The sequence below is a fragment of the Pseudoduganella sp. R-31 genome (genome assembly GCF_049913235.1).
Lineage (GTDB): Bacteria > Pseudomonadota > Gammaproteobacteria > Burkholderiales > Burkholderiaceae_D > Rugamonas.
On sequence record NZ_CP183986.1, the window covers coordinates 1524702 to 1547176 of the forward strand.

Genomic DNA, 22475 nt, shown 5'->3' on the forward strand with positions numbered 1-22475 from the left:
GCCTCGCCAGTGGGGCGATAGCGGCTATCGGGTGGAGCGTCTCAGTGCGTGGTGCCCTTTGCGGGACTGCTTGGGTGTGGATGTACTATTACTACCACTGAGGCGTGATGTGCAGAGGTAGAGAGGGGTAAACTACGGATTGTTTGACTACATGTCAACACGAATGATGTAGTTTACCTACAGTTCGGGGTAAAAAATGCCCGGCTGGGGCCGGGCATTGCTTTCATCTTGGGTGGCGGATTGCCAGACCTGACCCCGACTTTTAAGCTGGGAGCTTGGCCAGTTGTTCCTGCATCTTGGCCAGGGTGGCGCCGAAGGTGGCGACGCGTTCTTTTTCCTGCGCCACTACGGCGGCTGGGGCGCGGGCGACGAAGCTTTCCGAGGACAGCTTGCCGTTGGCCTTGGCGATTTCGCCTTCCAGGCGGGCGATCTCTTTCGACAGGCGTTCGCGTTCCGCTTTCACGTCGATTTCGACTTTCAGCATCAGCTTGGTGGTGCCGACCACGGAGACGGCGGCCGGCGATTCCGGCAGTACGTCGACGATCTGCACTTCCGACAGCTTGCCCAGCATCTGGATGTACGGGGCGAAAGCGGCCATCTTTGCCTTGTCGTCGCCGGTCGCTTCCACGATCAGCGGCACGCGCACCGATGGCGCCAGCTTCATTTCGCCGCGCAGGTTGCGGGTGGCGTCGGTCAGTCCTTTCAGTTCGCCCATCCAGGCTTCGGCTTCGGCGCTGATCGCCGCTTCGTTCGGCAGCGGGTAAGCCTGGGTCATGATCGATTGGCCATCGCCGCCCTTGCCGGCCAGCGGGGCCACGGTCTGCCACAGCTGCTCGGTGACGAACGGGATGATCGGGTGCGCCATGCGCAGGATGACTTCCAGTACGCGCAGCAGGGTGTGGCGGGTGGCTTGCTGCTGGCCCGGCGTGCCTTGCTGGACCTGCACCTTCGCCAGTTCCAGGTACCAGTCGCAGTACTCGTACCACACGAACTGGTAGATGGTGGAGGCGATGTTGTCGAAGCGGTAGTCGGCAAAGCCCTTATGCACTTCCTGTTCGGCGCGGTTCAGGGCGGAGATGATCCACTTGTCGGCGGCCGACAGGTCGGCTTCGTTGGCGGAGCAGTCGTGGCCTTCGGTGTTCATCAGCACGAAGCGGGTGGCGTTCCACAGCTTGTTGCCGAAGTTGCGGTAGCCTTCGCAGCGGCCCAGGTCGAAGTTGATGTTGCGGCCCAGCGAGGCGTAGGAGGCCATGGTGAAGCGCACGGCGTCGGTGCCGTAGGCTGGAATGCCTTCCGGGAATTCCTTGCGGGTGGCCTTTTCGATCTTGGCCGCGTCTTTCGGGTTCATCAGGCCGGTGGTGCGCTTGGCCACCAGTTCTTCCAGGCCGATGCCGTCGATCAGGTCGATCGGGTCCAGGGTGTTGCCCTTGGACTTGGACATCTTCTGGCCTTGCGAGTCGCGTACCAGGCCGTGCACGTACACGGTTTCGAACGGCACCTTGTTGGTGAAGTGGCTGGTCATGATGACCATGCGTGCGACCCAGAAGAAGATGATGTCGAAGCCGGTGACCAGGACCGACGAAGGCAGGAAGGCTTGCAGTTCAGGCGTTTCGTTCGGCCAGCCGAGGGTGGAGAACGGCACCAGGGCGGAGGAGAACCAGGTGTCCAGCACGTCGTTGTCGCGGGTCAGGGCGCCGCTCACGCCATTGGCGGCGGCTTGTGCCTTCGCGTCTTCTTCGCTGCGGGCGACGTAGACGTTGCCTTGCTCGTCGTACCAGGCCGGGATCTGGTGGCCCCACCACAGCTGGCGGGAAATACACCAGTCCTGGATGTTGTTCAGCCACTGGTTGTAGGTGGTGCTCCAGTTTTCAGGGACGAACTTGATCTCGCCGCTGGATACTTTTTCCAGCGCCACTTCGGTGATCGATTTGCCCGGGTTGAAGGTGCCTTCAGGTGCCGGCTTGCTCATGGCGACGAACCATTGGTCGGTCAGCATCGGCTCGATCACGACGCCGGTGCGGTCGCCGCGCGGCACCATCAGCTTGTGCGGTTTCACTTCGACCAGGAAGCCTTGTGCGTCCAGGTCGGCGACGATCTGCTTGCGGGCGGCGAAACGGTCCATGCCCTGGTAGGCGGCCGGGGCGTTTTCGTTGATCTTGGCGTCGAGGGTCAGGATCGACGGCATGTCCAGGTTGTGGCGCTGGCCAACGGCGTAGTCGTTGAAGTCGTGCGCAGGGGTGATCTTCACGCAGCCGGTGCCGAATTCCTTGTCGACGTATTCGTCGGCGATCACCGGGATTTCGCGGCCGACCAGCGGCAGCTTGAGCATCTTGCCGACCAGTGCGGTGTAGCGCTCGTCGGTCGGGTCGACTGCCACGGCGACGTCGCCCAGCATGGTTTCAGGACGGGTGGTGGCAACCACCAGGTGGCCGCTGCCGTCGGCCAGCGGGTACTTGATGTGCCACATCGAGCCGTCTTCTTCTTCCGACACCACTTCCAGGTCGGAGACGGCGGTGCCCAGCACCGGGTCCCAGTTGACCAGGCGCTTGCCGCGGTAGATCAGGCCTTGTTCGAACAGGCGCACGAAGACTTCGCTCACGACTTTGGAGCGCTCGGCGTCCATGGTGAAGTATTCGCGCTGCCAGTCAGGGGAGGTACCCATGCGGCGCATCTGGCCGGTGATGGTGGAGCCGGATTTTTCCTTCCACTCCCAGACTTTCTCGACGAATTTTTCGCGCCCCAGGTCATGGCGCGACACCTTCTGCGCGTCCAGCTGGCGCTCCACCACGATCTGGGTGGCGATGCCGGCGTGGTCGGTGCCCGGGATCCAGGCGGTGTTGTGGCCCAGCATGCGGTGGTAGCGGGTCAGGCCATCCATGATGGTCTGGTTGAAGGCGTGCCCCATGTGCAGCGTGCCAGTGACGTTCGGCGGCGGCAATTGGATGCTGAAGGACGGCTTGCTCAGGTCGAGGGAGGCTGCGTAGTAACCGCGCTTTTCCCACTCGCTGCGCCAGAACTGTTCAATGTCGGCAGGCTCGAAAGACTTGGCTAATTCCATGATTTGGGCTGTAAATTTGGCGAAAACTTTCATTATAAGGTAGATTGCTGGGGACATGGACGCCAGCAATTCCCCTCCGCCCCGCAAGCGCGGCCGCCCCGCGCAGGCCGCTTCCGACAGCCTGAAAACGCTGCTTATTGCCGTCTCGGCAAGACTTTTCCGCGAAAAAGGATTCGATAACACCACCGTGCGCGATATTGCGGCCGCGGCGGGCGTGCAGGCGGGGTCGTGGTTTTATCACTTCAAGTCCAAGCAGGACATCCTGCAGGCGGTGATCGAGGAGGGTATGCAGCAGGCCCTGGCCCGCATTGAGGAAGTGGCTTCGCTTGGCTTGCCGCCGCGCGAGGCGTTCCGGCGCCTGGTGCATACCCATCTCGAGACCTTGCTGTCGCCGGGACAGGATTTCGTCTACGTCATGCTCTACGAGTGGCGCGCGCTTTCCACTGAGGGCCAATTGCGCATCGTCGCGGCCAAGGATCGCTATGAGGCGCTGTGGGATGCTGTGCTGCGTGAGCTGCAGGCTTCCGGCGAATGGCCGGCGCCTGGCAAACTCGATCGGCTGTGGTTGTTCGGGGCTTTGAACTGGTCGGCGCAGTGGTACCGGCGCGACGCCGGCGTCAGCATCGATGAACTGGCCGAGTCCGCTATTCGCTTCCTGCTTCGGTAGCTCCTCGCGGGTCCCTCCGTGGAAGTGCTGAAATGGTGTTGCAAGGTGCTGAAAAGTGCTGAAATTTGAACTTCCCTCGAATTTCTCCCTCTAAGGGATTTTCACCTTGGGAGATTTCAGCATGAGCCAACACGTAAGTGTGACAGTCACACTGCCTACCCTGCGCGCCTTGCTCGACTATCAGGCAGAAAAGGCCTGCGATCAGGATTTCTCGGGGCTGGTCGACCGTGCGATGCATGTCGCCAAACCAGTTTGCCAGGGCGAGCCTTGGTACCGTGCGCAATGCATGGGAGGCCATCTTGGTCCAGCTCCCGGGCGAACTCAACTGGACGCCCGCAACCAAATTGCGCTTTTCCGCTGAGGCCGAAGCTCGCCGGAAAGCATACCGCGAGGCTGCACGAGCGAGAGAGGAAGCGATGTGCACATCTCGCGTTGAGAAGTGCTGAAATCGTGTTGCGAAGTGCTGAAAACTGCTGAAAATTTGATGCACCCGAAAATTCCCCCTCTGGAGTGATTTCAGTCCGCGTGATTTCAGCACCTCCCACAGACAGTGTCCGAGCGAAGACCCGCCGCCCAAAGCGTTGCGGCAGTCCTTGACATTTTATGTCATGCTTTTATACTAATGACATGATATGTCTAACCACCCGCAACAAGGAGTGACTTTATGGACGAAGTGATGGGCCGGATGCTGGCGATCGAGAGCGCGTTGTCCGCCCAGGTGGGTTCGCTGTCGGTGAGCGCCAACCTGCTGGCCCCCAACGAGCCGGATGGCGTGCCGGTCATGCGGATGTGCATCGAGGGCCAGGAGGAGATTCCTGTATTCGTCACTGCTTCGCCGCACCAGGTGCTTTGCATCTGCTACCTGTGGACCGAGCGCGAAGTGCGCCCCGAGCGCCGCGCCGAGATGCTGGAAGCGATGATGGACCTGAACATCGCCATCCCGCTGTCGAATTTCGGCCGCATCGGCGAGCACTACGTCATCTTCGGCGCGCTGGCGGCCGACGCCTCGCCGGAGAGCATCGCCACCGACGTGGCGATGGCTGCCGACAACGCGCTGGAAGCCCTGGAAGTGTTCAACGAATTTCTAATGTGAGGAGCCCATCATGGCTGTTTTTTCCAAAGTGCTGACCATGTTGCGAGGTAACCTGCGTGAGCTCGGCCAGAGCATCGTCGACAACAACGCCTCGACCATCTACGAACAGGAAATCGTCGAAGCCACTGCCCACGTGGCCTCCGCAAAGAACGACCTGACGGCCGTGATGGCCAAGGAAATGCAGGCCGACCGCGAAATCGAACGCCTGCGCGCCGAACTGAAAAAATACGAGGACCTGGCGCTGCAGGCGCTGCAAAAGGACGAGACCAGCCTGGCCGAGGAAGTCGCCGCGCGCGTGGCCGACCTGGAAGTGGCGCTGGCCGAACAGGAAGAGGCGCGCGCCCAATATGCCGGCCATATCGCGCGCCTGAAGGACATGATCCGCAACGCCGAGGCTACGCTGCGCGAGCACGAGCGCCAGCTGGCCATGGCCAAGACCACCGAGAGCGTCTACAAGGCCACCGCCACCATTTCCCAGAACATGGGTTCGAGCGGCTCCAAGCTGATGACCGCCAAGGAATCGCTGGAGCGCATCCGCCAGCGCCACCAGGACATGGCCGACCGCATGCAGGCGGCCGAAGTGCTGGAAGGAGAGTTCGGCAGCAAGGCGCTGGAGAACAAGCTGGCGCAGGCGGGCATCGGCGAGCGCGCCAACCGCAAGGCCGAAGTGATGGCTCGCCTGCAGGCGCGCGTCCGGCCGGCCCCGCCGGACCAGGGCTGACGCGCCATGGTCCGCAGTTCTTCCCGCTGGTCAGGATCGGATGCGGCCTTGCGCGCGGTCCAGGTGGCCTTCGACGTGGAGACGCAGGTGATCGATGCGGTGCGCCTCGCCGCGTTCAAGAGCCAGCTCTCCACCTCGGACCAGATCCGCAAGATCCTCGGCCTGCCGTATTCCAGCAAGCCGGTTCGCCCGCGCCTGACGGTCAGCCTGTCGGACGCCGATTACGCGCTGCTGGCCGAACGCCTGGGCGTCGACGCAGCCGACCGGCGCCGCATCAAGGAAATGTTGCATGAGCAGTTGATAACATTTGCATTAAAGCAATCGAAGCACGAGAATAGTTAGTAATTTGACCACCAAGAAGGGCACTGAATGAGCACCTGGCAAATCCTGGCCAGCTTTCCAACCGCCATCCCCAGCGTCCTGCTGATCATCCTGCTGGTGTACTGGACCTTGTCGTTGGTCGGTGTGTTGGACCTGGGCGAGAACATCGAAGGCGACGCCGACCACGCCGACCTGGAAACGCTGGCCTCTTGGCTGGTGGCGCTGGGGCTGGGCGGTGTGCCGTTCTCGATCGTCGCTACGCTGCTGGTTTTCTTCACCTGGCTGCCGACGGCCCTGCTGCACGAATACGTTCTGGCGTGGCTGCCGGCCGGGGTGCTGCAATGGGTCGGCGGCGCCGCCACCCTGCTGGCGGCGGCGGGGTTCAGCGTGTGGTTGTCGGCGCGCGTGATCAAGCCTTTGCGTCCGCTGTTCGTCAAGCACCACGCGCCGGAAAACCGCAGCCTGGTCGGCCGCACCTGCCGCATCGTCACGCTGTCGGTGGACGAAAAATTCGGCCGCGCCGAAGTGGAGAGCAGCGGGGCCAGCCTGAATATCCGCGTCTGGGCCAGTTCGCCCAACTCACTGGGCAAGGATGCTCTCGCAGTGATCGTCGCCTACGACGAGGCATTGCAGCAGTACGAAGTACAGGCCGCCAGCGCGGCAAATTAAATAACAACACCAACACAAACCTGAAGGAAATCCATGGACATCATGTTGATTGCAGCCGCCATCGGCGTCGTCGTTTTGCTCGGCGCCCTGGCAATGTTCGCGCGCTTCTACCATAAAGTCGAACAGGGTCACGCAATGATCATCAACACCCTGCGCGCCGAGCCGGACGTCAGCTTCACCGGCGGCATGGTCTACCCCATCATCCACAAGAAGGAACTGATGGAGATCTCGCTCAAGACCATCGAGATCGAACGCCTTGGCAAGGACGGCCTGATTTGCCGCGACAACATCCGCGCCGACATCAAGGTCACCTTCTTCCTGCGCGTGAACAAGACCAAGGAAGACGTGCTGAAGGTCGCCCAGGCGGTCGGCTGCGCCCGCGCTTCCAGCCAGGAGACGCTGGAAAACCTGTTCTCGGCCAAGTTCGCCGAGGCCCTGAAGACCGTCGGCAAGTCGATGGACTTCGTCGACCTGTACCAGGCGCGCGACCGCTTCCGCGACGACATCATCCGCCAGATCGGCAGCGACCTGTCCGGCTACATCCTGGAAGACGCGGCCATCGACTATCTCGAACAGACCTCGATCGAGAAGCTGGACAGCCATAACATCCTGGACGCCCAGGGCATCAAGAAGATCACCGAACTGACCGCGATCGAAAGCATCCGCACCAACGAATTGAAGCGCGACGAGGAAATGCGCATCAAGAAAAAGGACGTGGAAACCCGCGAAGCCATCCTGGAACTGGAACGCCAGCAAGCCGACGCCGAGGCCCGCCAGAACCGCGAAGTGACCAGCGTGCGCGCCCGCGAACAGGCGGAAGCCGAAAAGGTGCAGTCCGAAGAACGCGCCAAGTCAGAACTGGCCCGCCTGCAGGCCGAACAGGTCGTGCTGGTGCAGCAGGAAAACACCACCCGCGAGAAGGAAGTGGCGGAGAACAACCGCAAGCGCGCCGTCGCCATCGAGGAGGAGCGCGTCACCCGCGCCCGCCTGCTGGAAGTGGTCGCGCGCGAAAAAGAAGTCGAACTGCAGCGCATCGATAAAGAGAAGGCGCTGGAAGTGCAGAAGAAGGCCATCGCCGACGTGATCCGCGAGCGCATCGTGGTCGAACGCACCGTGGCCGAGCAGGAAGAAGCCATCAAGGACGTGCGCACCATCGCCGAGGCCGACCGCGGCAAGAAGTCGGTAGTGATCGCCGCCGAAGCCAGCGCGGAAGAGAAGCTGCTGCTGGCCGTGAAGGCCGCCGAAGCGGAAGAGCGCGCGGCCAAGCACCGCGCCGCGCAGGAACTGACCCTGGCGGAAGCGGCTCTGAAAGTGGCCGAGAAGGAAGCTGAGGCCAAGAAGCGCCAGGCGGAAGGCACGGAAGCCGAAATCGCCGCCCCTGGCCTGGCGGAAGCGAAGGTCATGCTGGCGTCGTCCGAAGCGATCGTCAAGCAGGGCGCGGCCCAGGCCGAAGCAACCCGCCTGCGCATGGAAGCCGAAGCCAAGGGCAAGGAACAAATGGGCCTGGCCGAAGCTGCCGTGAAGACGGCCGATGCGGCTGCCACCGCCACCCTGGGCACGGCGGAAGCCAAAGTGATCGAGGCGCGCTTCGAAGCCGAGTCGCGCGGCCTGGCGCAGAAGTTCGAGTCCATGTCCGCGATGAGCGCCGAGACCCGCGCCCACGAAGAGTTCCGCATGCAGCTGGAGCTGGCCAACGAGCAGGCCCTGAAAGGCATCGATGCGCAGACCATGATCGCCCGCGAACAGGCAGAAGTGCTGGGCAAGGCCCTGGGCAACGCCAAGATCGACATCGTCGGCGGCGACGGCAACTACTTCGACAGCTTCGTGCGTGCCCTGTCGGTTGGACGCGGCATCGATGCGGCCATCGAAAAGAGCAAGACCTTGCAGATCGGCCTTAAAGACCACCTGAGCGGGGAACGCGACATGCTGAACGACTTGCGCGGCCTGGTCGGCGCGCTGGGCGGCTCCTCGGGCGAGCTGCAGAACCTGACCGTGGCTTCGCTGCTGGCCAAGGTGTCGCGCGAAGGCACCCAGCAACAGCAGCACGCCCTGAACAATCTGATCGCTGCGGTACCTGAGCTGAAAGGCAAGCCATGATCTGCCCGGCCTGCGCACATACCCATTTCCAGCCGACCCGCATCGAAGGCGGCCTGCCCGCCGAGCGCTGCGACGCCTGCGGCGGCGTGCTGGTGGAACTCGAACGCTATCGCGCCTGGCGCAAGGCCATGCCCGAGATGGCATTGGCCGCGGCCGCGTGGGAGCCCAGCGTCACCGATGGCGCGGTCCGGCTCTGCCCCAAGACCGGCCGCCTCATGACGCGCCTGAAGGTGGACAGCCAGCATCCGCTGCGCCTGGACTACAGCGCGGCAGCCCAGGCAATCTGGCTCGACGCCGGCGAGTGGGACACCCTGGTGTCGCTCGGCGTCCATGGCCAGCTCGATGAAATCGCCTCCGACCGCTGGCAGGCCAGCGTGCAGAAGGCCGCATCGCGCGAGCGCATCGAGCAGGCCATGCAGGCGCGCTTCGGCGACGACCTGGCCGAGCTGGCCCGCATCCGCGCCTGGCTGGACGGCCAGCCGAACCGCCGCGAGATGCTGGCCTTCCTGGGCGCACCGAAAGACTAAAAGCGACTGAAGCACGAGATCATGAGCCAAGAACAAGCAGCACCTGCGGGTGCCGAGGCGTCCCTGCGCCATTCCAGCAGCTTCGACCTGCTGCGCAAGCGGCTGGCCGGCCAGGGCAAGTCCCTGCTGGAGAAAGCCACCGCGCTGAACGAAGCCAGGCTGGCCGAATTCGGCCGCGAAGAGATGGCGCTGCGGGCCCGCACTCGCGCCCGCACCGACAACAACTGCACCGCACGCGACCTGGTACTGGTCGGCGACGTGCTGCTGTTTGGCTATAACGTCTTCATCGGCCTGCGCCAGGAAACCCGGGTGGCGGACGTCTTCGCGCTGTACCGCCTGCGCCAGGACGGCGCCGAAGTGGAGCTCGACCCGCTGGCGCTGGACGGCAGCTTCCTGGCCGACCCGCGCTTCGTGGCCGAATTCAAGGAACTGTATAACTACTACCGCAACGCCCAGCTGGTGCAGTTGCGCCTCAACCAGGGCAAGCTGCTGGCCGCCTTCAAGATCGGCGAGCGCCAGAGCGACCTGCGCGTGTTCCGCTGGCAGCTGGACGAGCAGGGCGCGGCCACCTACATCGACTACCGCGGCGAACGCGATATCGCCTTGCCGCCGCCGCATGATTTCGAGTGGACCGCCACCACGCGCGACCAGCACGTGGTGGGCCAGCACCCGCACGTCAACGTGCTCGACACCCTGTTCGTGGAAACGGTGGGCGGCGACCTGACGGTCAAGATCGAGAACAACACGGAAACGGGACTGGGCATCCACAGCGAGCCGGTCGACGATCCCAACCAGTCGCTCAGCGACGCCGAAATCGCCTATGCCGCGCTCGGCGACTTGATCCTGCTGCGCATCCGGCCCTACCGCGAAACGCAGGTGCGCTACCTGGTGTATTCGCGCCTGAGCCAGCAGGTGCAGCGGGTCGACAGCATCGGCGCCTCCTGCGTGCAGCTGCCGGAAGACCACGGCATCGTGTTCCCCGGCGGCGTGATCCTGCAGGGCGGCGAGTCGCGCCTGTTCTCCGGCCTGCCGGACGGCCTGCAATTCGAGCGCCGCGTGCTGGCGCCGAACGGCGAAGATGTGCTGTACGTCTTCTACGAAGTGGTCAGCGGCACCTATGTCCTGCTGACCTACAACCTGATCAACAAGACCCTGTCGCAGCCGCTGGTAGCGCACGGCTACGCGCGCTATGCCGATGGCAGCATGCTGCTGTTTACCGCCGAGAGCGAGGAGCCGACCCGCAACCACCCGATGCAGTGGTGGCAGACGCCGTTCCTGAGCGAGGAATTTGCCGCCCGCGCCGCCCCGCGCCAGGGGTTCTTCGGCAAGATCGGCAACCGCGAGCTGGTGCGCGGGCTGTCCGAGCTGTATTCGATCGGGCGCATGGTGCGCGAGCAGGGCGAGGCCGGCGGCGATGCGCTCCCAGGCCGCGCCGTTTATGAAAGCCTGCTGCGCCAGTGCCGCCGGGTGGCCGACGCCTTCCACTGGCTCGGCGCGCCCGAAGCCAAGGGCGTCGGCGCCGACCTGGGCGGCCTGTCCGAGGTGGCCAATGCCACCATGGACGAATTCGACAAGGTCGCGGCAATCCAGCGCGAGGCCGCGCGCGTGCTGCAGCAGGCAGCGCAGGAACAGCGCCAACTGCTGGCGGAAACGGCAAGCCGGCTGTGGCAGTCGCCCACCGAATTCATCGAAGCCCTGGAACAGATCCGCCTTGCGCGCGGCCGCCTGGCGACGCTGAAGGAGCAGCGCTACATGGACGTGGCGCACCTGGCCGAATTGGACAGCGAGCTTGGCGCGGAAGAGGCCCGCGTGGGCGAGCGCACCGTGCAGTTCTTGTCGCAGGCCAATGCCTTCGCCAAGCTGGAAGCGGAACTGGCGAAACAGCGCGAACAGCTGCCGCAACTGGGCACCACGGCCGAACTGGCGCCGCTGAACGAAGCCCTGGACCGCACCGCCCGCAGCCTGGACGGCTTGAACGAGTTGCTTGGCACCCTGGCGGTCGGCGACGCCACCTTGCGCACCCAGATCCTGACGGCCATCTCGCGCCTGTACGCAGGCGTCAACCAGCTGCGCGCCGAAGTGCGACAGCGCCGCAAGCAGCTGTCGCAGGCAGAGTCGGCGTCCGAATTCGCCGCCCAGTTCCAGTTATTCAGCCAATCGGTGGAAAGCAGCCTGGAACAGGCCGACACGCCGGAGCGCTGCGACGAATTGCTCACCCGCCTGCTGGCCCAGCTGGAAACCCTGGAAGGGCAGTTCGCCGAACAGGAAGATTACCTGGCCGAGATTGCGCACAAGCGCGAAGCCGTGTACGAAGCGATGGAAGGGCGCAAGCAGTCGCTGCTCGATGCGCGTGCACGCCGCGTGCAGGCCATCGGCGATGCCGCCCGCCGCATCCTGGCCGGCGTGCCCAAGCGCCTGGCCCAGTTCAGCGAGCCGGCCCAGATGGAAGCGTATTTCGCTTCCGATGCCCTGCTGGGCAAGCTGAAGGCCAGTATCGAAGAATTGCGCAAGCTGGGCAACGCGGTCGCGGCCGACGACTTGAGCGGGCAGCTGAAAAGCCTGCGCGAACAGGGCCAGCGTGCGTTGCGCGACCAGAATGAACTGGTGACCGGCAATGTCATCAAGCTGGGACGCCACGACTTCACCGTCAACCGGCAAGCGCTGGAGCTGGCCATCGTGCCCCACCAGGGCGGGCTGGCTTTCCACCTGGCCGGTACTGACTACTACGCGCCGCTGCAGGACGAGCGCCTGGACGCCCTGCGCCCATGGTGGTCGCAGGAGACCCTGGCCGAGACGGCGCAGGTGTACCGCGCCGAATACCTGGCCTACCAGTTCGTGCTCGCCGTGCGCGCCGGCACGGCCGGCATCGACTGGCAGCAATTGCAGGAAGCGCTGGCGCAGCCGGACAACGCGGTGCTGGACGAACACGTGCGCCGCTTCGCCGCGCCGCGTTATCACGAGGGCTACCAGAAAGGCCTGCACGACCACGACGCCGCCGCCATCCTGCGCCAGCTGGTCCCGCTGTGGGAAGGCGCCGGGCTGCTGCGATTCAGCCCGCTGGGTCGCGCCGTCGCGCTGCTGTACTGGACCGACGTGAATGCCTCGCCAGCCTCACAGTCGCTGCGCCACCAGGCGGAACAGGCCGAGTTGATGCGCCGCCATTTCAATAGCGAACGCCTGTGGGACAAGTTGGCGGTGCAAGTCGAGCAGTCGCTGGAGCGTTTCCTCGAGGCCGAACAGCTCGACATCGACGCCTGGCTCGATCACGGCAGCGAAACCCGGGCCCTGCTGCTGCAGCAGGCCGCGCGCTACCTGCTGTCCGAGCTTGGCACGCCCGCTGGCGCCGACCAGGCCTGGCTGCTTAGCCGGACCGGCAGCGAACTGGCCAGCGGCCTGTCCCAGCACCTTGCTCGCCACAATATCGCCGCGCCCTGGCAGGCGCCTGCCTTGTCGTGGCGCGAACGCTGGACGCTGGCCACCGAATGGCTGCACGGTTACGCGAGCCAGCATGGCCACGAATTGTCGCTGCTGCCCGAGGCGGCCGCCAGCCTGCTGTGCAACCTGCCGCGCCGCGTGGTGCAGGCCAGCGTCGACGCCCATGTCGCCGGACTGCTTGGCGAGCATGCCCGCATCGACAACCGGACGCTCAAGCTGCAGCTGAACGACTTCCTGCGCCGCCTCGAACATCACGAGGCCGTGGTGGTGCCTGCCTTCCGCTCGCTGCAGCAATTGCGGCAGCAACTGGCACAAGAGGAAAACGCCCGCCTGCGCCTGGACCAGTTCCGGGCCAAGCCGCTGTCCAGCTTCTTCCGCAACCGCCTGATCGACGAAGCCTACCTGCCGCTGGTCGGCGACAACCTGGCAAAGCAGATCGGCGCCGCCGGCGACCAGCGCCGCACCGACTCGATGGGCATGCTGTTGCTGATTTCCCCGCCCGGCTACGGCAAGACCACGCTGATGGAATACCTGGGCGAGCGCCTTGGCATGATCTTCGTGCGCATCAATTGCCCGGTTCTCGGCCATAACGTCACCTCGCTCGACCCGGCCCTGGCCAGCAACAGTGCCGCCCGCATGGAACTGGAAAAGCTCAATCTCGGCCTGGCGATGGGCAACAACGTGATGCTGTACCTGGACGACATCCAGCACACCAACCCCGAGTTCCTGCAGAAGTTCATCGCCTTGGCCGACGGCACGCGCCGCATCGAGGGCGTGTGGCGCGGCGAGAGCCGCAGCTACGACCTGCGCGGCAAGCGCTTCGCCGTCGTCATGGCGGGCAATCCGTACACCGAGTCCGGCGACGTGTTCAAGATTCCGGACATGCTGGCCAACCGCGCCGACATCTACAACCTGGGCGACGTGTTGAGCGGGCGCGAAGAATTGTTTGCCCTCTCGTACATCGAGAACGCACTGGTGGCGCATCCGGAATTGCAGCCGCTCGCTTCGCGCGACCCGCAGGACCTGTACCTGCTGGTGCGCATGTCGCAGGGCGAGCCGGTGGCGGCATCGGAACTCAAGCATGCCTACACCTCGCAGGAGATCGACCAGATCTGCGCGGTCCTGCAACGCCTGTCCAAGGTGCGCAATGCGCTGATGAAGGTGAACCTGGCCTACATCGCGTCGGCCGCGCAGGACGACGCCTACCGCAGCGAGCCGCCGTTCAAGCTGCAGGGCAGCTACCGCAACATGGCCAAGCTGGCGCCCAAGGTGTCGGCCCTGATGCACGACGCCGAACTGGATGCGCTGCTGCGCGACCACTACCGCGGCGAGGCGCAGACCCTGACCACCGGCGCCGAAGAGAACCTGCTGCGACTGGCGCACTTGCTGGGCCAGCCGACCGGCGCGGAACAGGCCCGCTGGAACGAATTGGTGGAGGAATTCGTCCGCCTGCGCAAGAACGGCGGGCAGGCGGATGGCGAAACGCGGGTGGCAGATTACCTGGCCGAAATCGGCGCCGGCATCGCCGCCCTCGGAGGCCGCATGGCGCCGCAGGTCCAGGTGCACGTGCCGGAACAGGAGCGGCTGCACGAACTGCTGCAGCGCCTGGCCGACAGCTATGAAAAGGTCCTGCTGCCCATGATGAGCGCAATGAACTACAAGATGCGGCTCGACCACGGCATCTGGGACGAGGTGCGGGCCACCAGTTCCATCGTGAAGGACTTGGAGCACCGCCTGCGCTACCGGGGCAAGAAGGGCCCGCCGCCACCCAAGCAGCAGCGCGAGCCGGCTATTGAGCCGCCGGCCGACTGAGGCCTTGCATCACCCGGCGTACAGCGCCTGATGGCTGGCGCGCAGCACGTGCTTCTGGATCTTGCCGGTGGAGGTCATCGGCAAGTTGTCCACGATGGCGATGTGCTTGGGAATTTCGAAGCCGGCCAGCGTGCCGCGGCAATGCTCGCGCAGGCTGTCGGCGTCCGCCGCCTGGCCGGGCTTGAGGCAGACGAAGGCAGTCACGGCTTCGATCCATTCCTGGTGCGGCAGGCCGACCACCGCTGCCACGGCCACGGCGGGGTGGCCGAGCAGCGCCTCTTCCACGCGGATGGCAGGCACATTCTCGCCGCCGGTCTTGATCATGTCCTTCAGCCGGCCCTTGAAGTGCAAGTAGCCGTCCTCGTCCCACATGCCCAGGTCGCCGGTATGGTGCCAGCCGAAGCGGCGCGTGGCCGCCGTGGCTTCGGGATCCTTGAAGTAACCCAGCATGGCATTGGGGCCGCGGTGCACGATTTCGCCGATCTCTCCCTTGCCGAGCAGGCGTCCGTCGGTATCCATGATGGCCGTGTCGTTGACGGGCGTCGCTTGCCCCCAGCAATTGCCGGTGCGGTGCTGCTGGTCGGGCGGGAAGTAGACTGTCATCGGGAACATCTCGGTCAGGCCGCTGCCCAGCGCGAAATGCGGGCAGAATTCCTGCATCAGGCGCCGCAGCAGCTCCGGCGCCATCGGCGCCATGGCGTAGATGGCCAGGCGCAGCGCGGACAAGTCGTGCCCGGCGCGCGAAGGGTGCATCAGCATGGCACCGTACATGGCCGGCAGGGCTGCCACCAGCGTGACACGGTCGCGCGCCAGCGTGGCCAGCACGGCGGCCGGATCGAAGCCGCGCGAGATCGAGATGGCGGCGCCGCATGCCAGCCCCGCTGCGGCCATGCTGAACTGGGCGCAATGGAACAGTGGCAGGATCGCCGACAGTACGTCCTGCTGCACGATCGATACAGTCACCGCGTTCGACATCACGGCCGCCAGCACCGAACGGTGCGAGTGCATGGCGCCCTTGGGGTTGCCGGTGGTGCCGCTGGTGTACATGATCAGCGCCAGGGCATTCTCGTCGAGCGCCAGTTCGGCGGCGGTGCCCGGTTGGCCTGCGATCGCCTGCGCCAGCGTGCCGTCGCCGCTGTCGGCCCCCGTCGCGCAGCGCAGAAGCGGCAGGCCAAGCGCGGGAAGAGCGGCGTTCCAGGCGGGGTGCGCCGCCAGTTGGGCATCTGCCACCATCAGGCGCGCTTCGGCGTGCTGCGCAATATAGGCCACTTCCGTCGGCGACAGCATGGCGTTGATCGGCACCCACACCATGCCTGCCTTCAAGATGCCGAATGCGGCCACCACGAATTCCATCGAATTGGGACTCAGCATGGTCACCTTGTCGCCCGGCTGCAAGCCGCTGGAAAGCAGGTAGTGTGCGAAGCGGTTGCTGTCCTCGTCCAGCTGGGCATAACTCATTCGCCTGCCGCCTTCCAGCAGTGCCGTCGCCGCGCCGTTGCGGCGCGCGCTGCGGGAAACCAGGCTGCCAAGGGTGTCCTGCATGGGTTCATTCATTGCCAGCCTCCACGAATAAATCGATCATTGGCTCAACGCCCGGCGTCACCAGGTATTGGGAGAAGTCGGTGATGCCGCCGGCGCGCAGCACTTCCTCGTCGATGAAGAAATTGCCGTTGGTCGAGCGGCTGTCGCGCGTCAGGATCTGGTGCGCCGCATCGGCCATGATCTCCGGCTTGCGGCCGTATTGGCCGCCGCCGGGCAGGGCCACGTTGAGGGCGGCCGTGGCGATAATGGTGCGCGGCCATAGCGCATTCACGCCGATTCCATCCTCGGCCAGCTGGGCCGCCAGGCCATGCACGATCATGCTCATCGCGTATTTCGACGTGGTGTAGGCGGCGTGACGCGCGAACCATTTCGGATTCATGTCGATCGGCGGCGACAGCGTCAGGATGTGCGGGTTGCTCGATTGCTGCAGGTGCTCGATGCAGTGCTTGGCGCAGACAAAGGTACCGCGCACGTTGATGTCCATCATCAGGTCGTAGCGCTTCATCGAGGTGTTCTGCGCGTTGGTAAGGCTGATGGCGCTGGCGTTGTTGACCAGGATGTCAATGCCGCCGAATTCGGCGACGCCTTTTTCGATAGCCGCAACGACCTGCTCCTCTTCCCGGATATCGACCGCCAGCGGCAGCGCCTTGCCGCCTGCCGCGCGGATCTCCTCCGCGGCGGAGTAAATGGTCCCTGGCAGGCGCGGATCGGGTTCGGTCGTCTTCGCCGCGATGATCACGTTCGCGCCATCGCGCGCCGCGCGCAAGGCGATGGCCTTGCCGATGCCGCGGCTCGCGCCGGTGATGAACAGGGTCTTGCCTTGCAGTGTATTCATGGCTTCTCCGTCAATGTGTGATTTCCAGCAGCAGCTGCCCGGTCGCCACCTGCATGCCGAGCGCGGCGCCGAGCGTGGCAACCGTCCCGTCACGGCTTGCCAGCAGGCTGTGCTCCATCTTCATCGCCTCCAGGGCCAGCAGCGGCTGGCCGGCGCTGACTTTTTCGCCTTGCGCGACATGCAGCGCGACCACGCGGCCGTTCATGGGCGCTTCGATGCGGCCATCGGCCGCGCCATTGCCGGCCATGCGCGGCGGCGCGTCGCACAGGTCGTGCAGCGCATGCTCGGTGTCGTCCAGCAGGAAGTACAGCCTGGCGCCGTCGGCGGCGAAATGCAGCGTGGCGGGCTGGCCATCGAGCGACAGCTGCAGCGTGCCAGGCGGCGCTTCGGTGATTTCGGCGCGCACCGGCGTGGCGCTGTCGCCGCTGGCAACGCGCCAGGCGTCGGGACCGTCGGCGCTGGCCCGGCCCTGCTGCTCGGCGTCGTCCAGCGTAAAGCGCAAAGGCTGGGCATAGGCTTGGCTGGAGCACCAGCCGTGCAGTTCATCGGGGTAGCGGCGCGCGTGCCGTTGCGAGCGATGCCACACCAGGAGGGCGCCTGCCGCCGGCAGGACGCGCGCCAGATCGGCCGCCGCCCCACGCTGGCCGGCCGGCAGGTGCAGCGCGATAAAGCCGGTGCTGGCCTGGCCTGCTGCGAAGGCGGGATGCGCCAGGCATCGCGCGAGGAAAGCACGGTTGCTCGGGATGCCGAGCAGCACGCATTCGTCCAGCGCGCGGCGCAGGCGACGCAGGGCGTCCGCGCGGTCGCTGCCGTGGGCGACCAGCTTGGCAAGCATTGAGTCATAGTACGGCGGTACCCGCGCGCCGTCGGCCAACGCGTGGTCGCAGCGGACGCCTGCCGGCGCGCTCCAGCGCAGCACCTCCCCGCTTTGCGGCAGGAAGTCCTGGGCCGGGTCTTCCGCGCACAACCGCACTTCGATGGCATGGCCGCCAACCGCTCGCCGCGCATCGAGTTCGGCCTGCGTCAAAGGCAGCGGCGCACCCGCCGCCGCCAGCAGCTGCCACTCCACCAGGTCGATGCCGGTGATCGCTTCCGTCACCGCATGCTCGACCTGCAGGCGGGTGTTCATCTCCATGAAATAGAACTCGCCGTCGCGGTCGAGCAGGAATTCCAGGGTGCCTGCTCCGACGTAGCCGATGGCGCGCGCCGCAGCCACGGCCACCGCACCCATGCGCTCGCGCAGCTCCGGCGATACTGCCGGCGAGGGCGATTCCTCGATCAGCTTCTGGTGCCGCCGCTGGACAGAACAATCGCGCTCCCCCATATGCACCACGTTGCCATGGCTGTCGGCAAACACCTGGATCTCGACATGGCGGGGCTCGAGGATGGCGCGCTCGAGGATCACTTCCGCGCTGCCGAAGGCGTGCAGCGCCTCCGAGCGCGCCGATGCCAGCGCGGCGCCGAATGCGCCCACCTCGTCCACCCGCCGCATTCCGCGCCCGCCGCCGCCGGCGGCAGCCTTGATCATCACCGGGTAGCCGATGCGGCGCGCTTCGGCGGCCATGCGCTGCTCCGTCTGGTCCTCGCCCTGGTAGCCCGGCACGCAGGGCACGCCAGCCTCCAGCATCAGCCGCTTGGCGCCGGCCTTGTTGCCCATCGCCCCGATCGCTGCGGACGGCGGGCCGATGAAGGCCAGCCCGGCATCGGCGCAGGCCTGCGCGAATTCGGCACTCTCGGCCAGGAAGCCGTAGCCGGGGTGTATGGCGCCGGCGCCGCTGGCCTTGGCCGCCGCCAGCAGCGCCGGGATGTTCAGGTAAGAATCGGCCGGTGCGGCGCCGCCGATGCGCAGCGCCGCGTGCGGGCCGTCGGCCGCGTCGATCGCGCAGTGCGGCGCGCCGGCATCGGCGTCGGAATACACCGCCACGCAGCGGTAGCCCATGCGCCGCGCCGTGCGCATCACGCGCAGCGCGATTTCGCCGCGGTTGGCGACCAGGATGGTGTCGAAGGCGTTCACGCTTTGCGGCCCGGCAGGATGTCCATGTATTTGCAGATGATGCCCAGCATGACTTCGTCGGCGCCGCCGCCGATGGACGTCAGGCGCCCGTCGCGGTAAAACTGCGACACCGGGTTCTCCAGCGTAAAGCCCATGCCGCCCCAGAACTGCATGCAGCCGTCGGTGATCTGGCGCGCCAGGCGGCCCGCCTTCAGCTTGGCCATCGAGGCCAGCTCGGTGACGTCGGCGCCGCCGATATACATGCCGCAGGCGCGGTAGGTCAGGGCGCGCAGCGATTCGAGCTCGGTCTGCATTTCGGCCAGCTTGAAGTGCACCCACTGGTTGTCCAGCACGCTGGCGCCGAAGATCTTGCGCTCGCGCGTGTAGTCGATGGTGGCGTCGATGCAGTTCTGCATCTGCTGCACGATATTGGCCGCGCACCACAATCTCTCTTCCTGGAACTGCAGCATCTGGTAGGTGAAGCCTTTGTCTTCCTCGCCCACCAGGAAGCGCTGCGGCACCCGCACCTCGTCGAAGTGGATCAGGCCCGTGTCGGAGGAGTTCATGCCGATCTTGCGGATCTTCTTGCCCACGCTGATGCCCGGCGTATCCATCGGCACGATGATCAGCGACTTGTTGCGGTGCGCCGGGCCGTCGCCGGTGATCGCGAGAAGGCACATCCAGTCCGCCTGCAGGCTGTTGGTGATCCACATCTTGCTGCCGTTGATGATGTAGTCGCTGCCGTCCTTGCGCGCCGTGGTGCGGATGGCCGCCACGTCGGAGCCGGCGCCCGGCTCCGATACGCCGACGCAGGCCACTGCCTCGCCGCTGATTGCCGGCGCCAGGAACTCGCGCCGCAGTGCGTCCGAGCCGAAGCGCGCTAGCGCCGGGGTCGCCATATCGGTCTGCACCCCGATCGCCATCGGCACGCCGCCGCAGCGGATATGGCCAAGCGCTTCGGCCATCGCCATCGAATATGAATAATCGAGGCCCAGGCCGCCGAATTCGACTGGCTTGGACACGCCCAGCATGCCCAGCGCGCCCAGCTTGCGGAACACTTCCTTGGCGGGGAAGATCTCCGCCGCCTCCCATTCGTCGACGAACGGGTTGATGTCGGTCTCGATGAAGCGTTTCAGGTTGCGCTGCAGTTCCAAGTGTTCGTGGCTGTATTCCATGGGGTCTCCAGTATTTATGGTCGGGCGACGCCGAATTGCACCGGCCGCAGCTCGCGCCGGCGCGCCTCGTCGCACACTGCCAGCACGCAGGCCAGCACCTTGCGCGTGTCGCGCGGATCGATGACGCCGTCGTCCAGCAGGCGTCCGGATGTAGTGAAAGCATCGGTCTGGCGCTCGAAGGTGTCGATCACCTTTCCCCGCATGGCGGCAATCGCCGCATGGTCGACTTCCTGGCCCTTGCGCCGCATGCTGCCCTCCATCACGATGGCCATCGTGGTCGCGGCCTGCTCGGCGCCCATCACGGCGGTGCGCGCATTGGGCCAGCTGAAGCAGAAGTCCGGCATGAAGCCGCGCCCGGACATACCGTAGTTACCGGCGCCGAAAGAAGCGCCGCAATGCACGGTGATGCGTGGCACGTTGGCGTTGGCCAGCGCCTGGATCATCTTCGAGCCGTGCTTGATCATGCCGGCCTGTTCGTACGCCTTGCCGACCATGAAGCCGGTGGTGTTCTGCAGGAACACCACCGGCGTGCCGGACTGGCAGCATAGCTGGATGAAGTGCGCCGCCTTGGTGGCGCCGGCCGGGTCCAGCGGGCCGTTGTTGGTGATGATGCCGACTGCCATGCCGCAGATGGCCGCGTGGCCGGTCACGGTGGCCGCGCCGTAGCCGGGCTTGAATTCCAGGAAAGCCGAACCGTCAACGATGCGCGCGATGACTTCTCGCATATCGAGGGGCTTGCGCTGGTCACTGGGAGCGATGCCGAGCAGTTCAGCGGCGTCATAGAGTGGCGCTTGGTAGCCGCCGCCCGCCACGGCCGGCGCCGCAGCCCGGGGCGCGCCGCCATTCCAGCCCAGGCTGGCTACCAGTTCACGTGTGATGCGCAGCGCGTCGGCATCGTCCTCAGCCAGGTATTCGGCCAGCCCTGACACTGCGGCGTGCATCTGCGCGCCGCCCAGTTCTTCCTCGCTGGCGATTTCGCCGGTGGCTGCCTTCAGCAGCGGCGGCCCGGCCAGGAAAGCCTTGGCGCGCTCGCGCACCATCACCACGTAGTCGGAGAGGCCGGGCATGTAGGCGCCGCCCGCCGTGCTCGAGCCGTGCACCACGCTGATCACAGGCAGCCCCGCCGCAGACAGGCGCGCCAGCCAGTAAAAACCGCTGCCCCCATGGATGAAGGTTTCGACCTTGTAGTCCAGCAGGTTGGCGCCCGCGCATTCGACCAGGTGGATGAAGGGCAGCTTCTGCGCCAGCGCCACTTGCTGCAGGCGCTGGAACTTCTCTATCCCCATCGGCTGCACCGCACCGGCATCGATGCCCGAATCGTCGGCCACCACCATGCAGCGCACGCCGCCGACGAAGCCGATGCCGCCCACCATTCCGCCGCCGGGCACCGAGCGCTCTGGATCCGGATGGTCAAGGCAAAAGCCGGCCAGCGTCGCCATTTCGAGGAATGGGGCACCGGCATCGAGCAGGGCACCCAGGCGTTCGCGCGGCAGCAGCTGGCCGCGCTTGGCGAACAGAGGCGCCGAGGCGGCCGACTTGTCGCGCGTGCGCGCCTCCAGTTCGCGCAGGCGCCCCAACTGCACTTGCAGCGCAGCGCTGTTGGCCTGGAAGGCTTCGCCCTGCGGCACGACGCGGCTCTCCAGCGCGGGCATTATTCGCCCTCCAGCACGCGCGGCGCGGCAGCCAGGTGGAAGCCGTTGAAGGCCGCTGTCGCCCCAGCCTGGCGCGGCCGAGGCATCGGCATGCCTGGCCGCACGTTGGGCCGGCCGCCGTCGACGCGCAAGGTGGCGCCGGTGATGAAGGCTGCCGCATCGGATAGCAGGAAGGCAATCGCCGCCGCCACTTCCGACTCGGTACCGAAACGGTGCAGTGGCACGGTGCGCGGAAAGGCGCGGATGGTGTCACGCATCTCCGGTGGATACTGGTCCATGCCTGAAGAAGCGATATAGCCCGGCGCCACGGCATTCACCCGCACCCCGTATTGCGCCCATTCGAAAGCCGCGGTCTCGGTCAGGCTCACCATGCCGGCGCGCGCCGCGCCCGAATGGCCCATATCGGGCATGCCGCCGAACATGTCGGCCACGATATTGACGATGGCGCCGCCATGTTCGGCCATGCTCTGGTTCAGGCATTCGCGCGCCAGCAGGAAGCCGCCGGTCAGGTTGGTCTGCACCACTGCCTCCCAGCCCTTTTGCGAAATTTCGCGCAGCGGCGCAGGGAACTGGCCGCCTGCATTGTTGACCAGGCCATGAACCAGGCCATGCTCGGCCACCACCGTAGCCACCAGTTCGCGCACCGCTTCTTCGCTGCGGATATTGCAGCTGTAGCCGTAGGCCGCGCCGCCTGCGCGGGCGATTTCGGCACGAACGGCATCGAGCTTGGCCGATTCCCGCCCCACCAGCAGCACGCGCGCCCCCAGCGCCGCCAGCTCATGCGACGCACAGCGCCCGATGCCGCTGCCGCCGCCCGTCACGACAATGGTGCGGCCCTCGAACAGGCCGGGTTTGAAGATCGATTGATACATTCAGCT

At 65.6% G+C, this 22475-nt stretch carries 16 protein-coding genes; 9 read left to right on the forward strand and 7 right to left on the reverse strand.

The genetic code is table 11. The annotated features are described in order from the left end of the window. Positions 1–262: 262 nt before the first annotated feature. The gene (locus ACN9MY_RS07040; RefSeq protein ID WP_426321338.1) at positions 263–3058 is read right to left on the reverse strand and encodes a valine--tRNA ligase; all 2796 of its coding nucleotides are present in this window, start codon (positions 3056–3058) and stop codon (positions 263–265) included. 55 nt (positions 3059–3113) lie between these two features. Between ACN9MY_RS07040 and ACN9MY_RS07045 the strand changes: the two genes are divergently transcribed. The 9 genes from ACN9MY_RS07045 to ACN9MY_RS07085 all read left to right on the forward strand — a co-directional run bounded on the left by ACN9MY_RS07045 (position 3114) and on the right by ACN9MY_RS07085 (position 14400). Beyond that, positions 3114–3725: a TetR/AcrR family transcriptional regulator gene (locus ACN9MY_RS07045; protein WP_426321340.1), complete on the forward strand. Its 612-nt coding sequence runs from the start codon at positions 3114–3116 to the stop codon at positions 3723–3725. Positions 3726–3846: 121 nt separating this feature from the next. After that, a complete protein-coding gene (locus ACN9MY_RS07050; protein WP_426321342.1) occupies positions 3847–4086 on the forward strand; it encodes a hypothetical protein in 240 nt (79 codons plus the stop codon). A 303-nt stretch (positions 4087–4389) separates the two neighbouring features. Next, positions 4390–4818, forward strand: a complete 429-nt coding sequence (locus ACN9MY_RS07055; protein WP_426168942.1) for a DUF2170 family protein — start codon at positions 4390–4392, stop codon at positions 4816–4818. A gap of 10 nt (positions 4819–4828) precedes the next feature. Further along, a complete protein-coding gene (locus ACN9MY_RS07060) occupies positions 4829–5539 on the forward strand; it encodes a PspA/IM30 family protein (RefSeq protein ID WP_426168944.1) in 711 nt (236 codons plus the stop codon). Positions 5540–5545: 6 nt separating this feature from the next. Next, positions 5546–5881, forward strand: coding sequence for a hypothetical protein (locus ACN9MY_RS07065; protein ID WP_426168947.1), 336 nt, complete (start codon positions 5546–5548; stop codon positions 5879–5881). A 27-nt stretch (positions 5882–5908) separates the two neighbouring features. After that, positions 5909–6529, forward strand: coding sequence for a ubiquinone biosynthesis protein (locus tag ACN9MY_RS07070; protein ID WP_426321344.1), 621 nt, complete (start codon positions 5909–5911; stop codon positions 6527–6529). Between the two features lie 33 nt (positions 6530–6562). Then, positions 6563–8626 carry a flotillin family protein gene (locus tag ACN9MY_RS07075; RefSeq protein WP_426168953.1) on the forward strand — a complete coding sequence of 688 codons (2064 nt, stop codon included), beginning with the start codon at positions 6563–6565 and terminating at the stop codon, positions 8624–8626. Then, the gene (locus tag ACN9MY_RS07080) at positions 8623–9153 is read left to right on the forward strand and encodes a zf-TFIIB domain-containing protein (protein WP_426168956.1); all 531 of its coding nucleotides are present in this window, start codon (positions 8623–8625) and stop codon (positions 9151–9153) included. The genes ACN9MY_RS07075 and ACN9MY_RS07080 overlap by 4 nt, the downstream gene beginning before the upstream one ends. A gap of 21 nt (positions 9154–9174) precedes the next feature. Continuing rightward, positions 9175–14400 carry a DNA repair ATPase gene (locus ACN9MY_RS07085; RefSeq protein ID WP_426321347.1) on the forward strand — a complete coding sequence of 1742 codons (5226 nt, stop codon included), beginning with the start codon at positions 9175–9177 and terminating at the stop codon, positions 14398–14400. 9 nt (positions 14401–14409) lie between these two features. On the opposite strand, the gene ACN9MY_RS07090 is transcribed toward ACN9MY_RS07085, so the two are convergent. From ACN9MY_RS07090 to ACN9MY_RS07115, 6 genes are read right to left on the reverse strand one after another with little or no spacing between them, the layout of a single operon-like run. Then, positions 14410–15954: a class I adenylate-forming enzyme family protein gene (locus tag ACN9MY_RS07090; protein WP_426321349.1), complete on the reverse strand. Its 1545-nt coding sequence runs from the start codon at positions 15952–15954 to the stop codon at positions 14410–14412. Next, positions 15947–16777 carry an SDR family oxidoreductase gene (locus tag ACN9MY_RS07095; RefSeq protein WP_426168964.1) on the reverse strand — a complete coding sequence of 277 codons (831 nt, stop codon included), beginning with the start codon at positions 16775–16777 and terminating at the stop codon, positions 15947–15949. Before ACN9MY_RS07095 ends, ACN9MY_RS07090 begins: the two co-directional genes overlap by 8 nt. A gap of 10 nt (positions 16778–16787) precedes the next feature. Continuing rightward, complete coding sequence (locus ACN9MY_RS07100; protein ID WP_426323697.1) at positions 16788–18734, reverse strand: biotin carboxylase N-terminal domain-containing protein; 1947 nt, start codon at positions 18732–18734, stop codon at positions 16788–16790. Between the two features lie 53 nt (positions 18735–18787). Continuing rightward, a complete protein-coding gene (locus ACN9MY_RS07105) occupies positions 18788–19945 on the reverse strand; it encodes an acyl-CoA dehydrogenase family protein (RefSeq protein WP_426321351.1) in 1158 nt (385 codons plus the stop codon). Positions 19946–19959: 14 nt separating this feature from the next. Then, positions 19960–21597, reverse strand: a complete 1638-nt coding sequence (locus tag ACN9MY_RS07110; RefSeq protein ID WP_426321353.1) for an acyl-CoA carboxylase subunit beta — start codon at positions 21595–21597, stop codon at positions 19960–19962. Next, on the reverse strand, positions 21597–22469 hold the full coding sequence (locus ACN9MY_RS07115; protein ID WP_426321355.1) for an SDR family oxidoreductase: 873 nt from the start codon (positions 22467–22469) through the stop codon (positions 21597–21599). The genes ACN9MY_RS07110 and ACN9MY_RS07115 overlap by 1 nt, the downstream gene beginning before the upstream one ends. Between the last annotated feature and the right edge of the window lie 6 nt (positions 22470–22475).

Bases quoted from the DNA above. Each gene is read 5' to 3' on its own strand.
- ACN9MY_RS07045 (WP_426321340.1), top strand. From the start codon at position 3,114: ATGGACGCCAGCAATTCCCCTCCGCCCCGCAAGCGCGGCCGCCCCGCG.
- ACN9MY_RS07040 (WP_426321338.1), bottom strand. From the start codon at position 3,058: ATGGAATTAGCCAAGTCTTTCGAGCCTGCCGACATTGAACAGTTCTGG.
- ACN9MY_RS07090 (WP_426321349.1), bottom strand. From the start codon at position 15,954: ATGAATGAACCCATGCAGGACACCCTTGGCAGCCTGGTTTCCCGCAGC.
- ACN9MY_RS07060 (WP_426168944.1), top strand. From the start codon at position 4,829: ATGGCTGTTTTTTCCAAAGTGCTGACCATGTTGCGAGGTAACCTGCGT.
- ACN9MY_RS07105 (WP_426321351.1), bottom strand. From the start codon at position 19,945: ATGGAATACAGCCACGAACACTTGGAACTGCAGCGCAACCTGAAACGC.
- ACN9MY_RS07075 (WP_426168953.1), top strand. From the start codon at position 6,563: ATGGACATCATGTTGATTGCAGCCGCCATCGGCGTCGTCGTTTTGCTC.
- ACN9MY_RS07110 (WP_426321353.1), bottom strand. From the start codon at position 21,597: ATGCCCGCGCTGGAGAGCCGCGTCGTGCCGCAGGGCGAAGCCTTCCAG.
- ACN9MY_RS07050 (WP_426321342.1), top strand. From the start codon at position 3,847: ATGAGCCAACACGTAAGTGTGACAGTCACACTGCCTACCCTGCGCGCC.
- ACN9MY_RS07115 (WP_426321355.1), bottom strand. From the start codon at position 22,469: ATGTATCAATCGATCTTCAAACCCGGCCTGTTCGAGGGCCGCACCATT.
- ACN9MY_RS07065 (WP_426168947.1), top strand. From the start codon at position 5,546: ATGGTCCGCAGTTCTTCCCGCTGGTCAGGATCGGATGCGGCCTTGCGC.
- ACN9MY_RS07095 (WP_426168964.1), bottom strand. From the start codon at position 16,777: ATGAATACACTGCAAGGCAAGACCCTGTTCATCACCGGCGCGAGCCGC.
- ACN9MY_RS07085 (WP_426321347.1), top strand. From the start codon at position 9,175: ATGAGCCAAGAACAAGCAGCACCTGCGGGTGCCGAGGCGTCCCTGCGC.
- ACN9MY_RS07055 (WP_426168942.1), top strand. From the start codon at position 4,390: ATGGACGAAGTGATGGGCCGGATGCTGGCGATCGAGAGCGCGTTGTCC.
- ACN9MY_RS07080 (WP_426168956.1), top strand. From the start codon at position 8,623: ATGATCTGCCCGGCCTGCGCACATACCCATTTCCAGCCGACCCGCATC.
- ACN9MY_RS07070 (WP_426321344.1), top strand. From the start codon at position 5,909: ATGAGCACCTGGCAAATCCTGGCCAGCTTTCCAACCGCCATCCCCAGC.
- ACN9MY_RS07100 (WP_426323697.1), bottom strand. From the start codon at position 18,734: ATGCGCACGGCGCGGCGCATGGGCTACCGCTGCGTGGCGGTGTATTCC.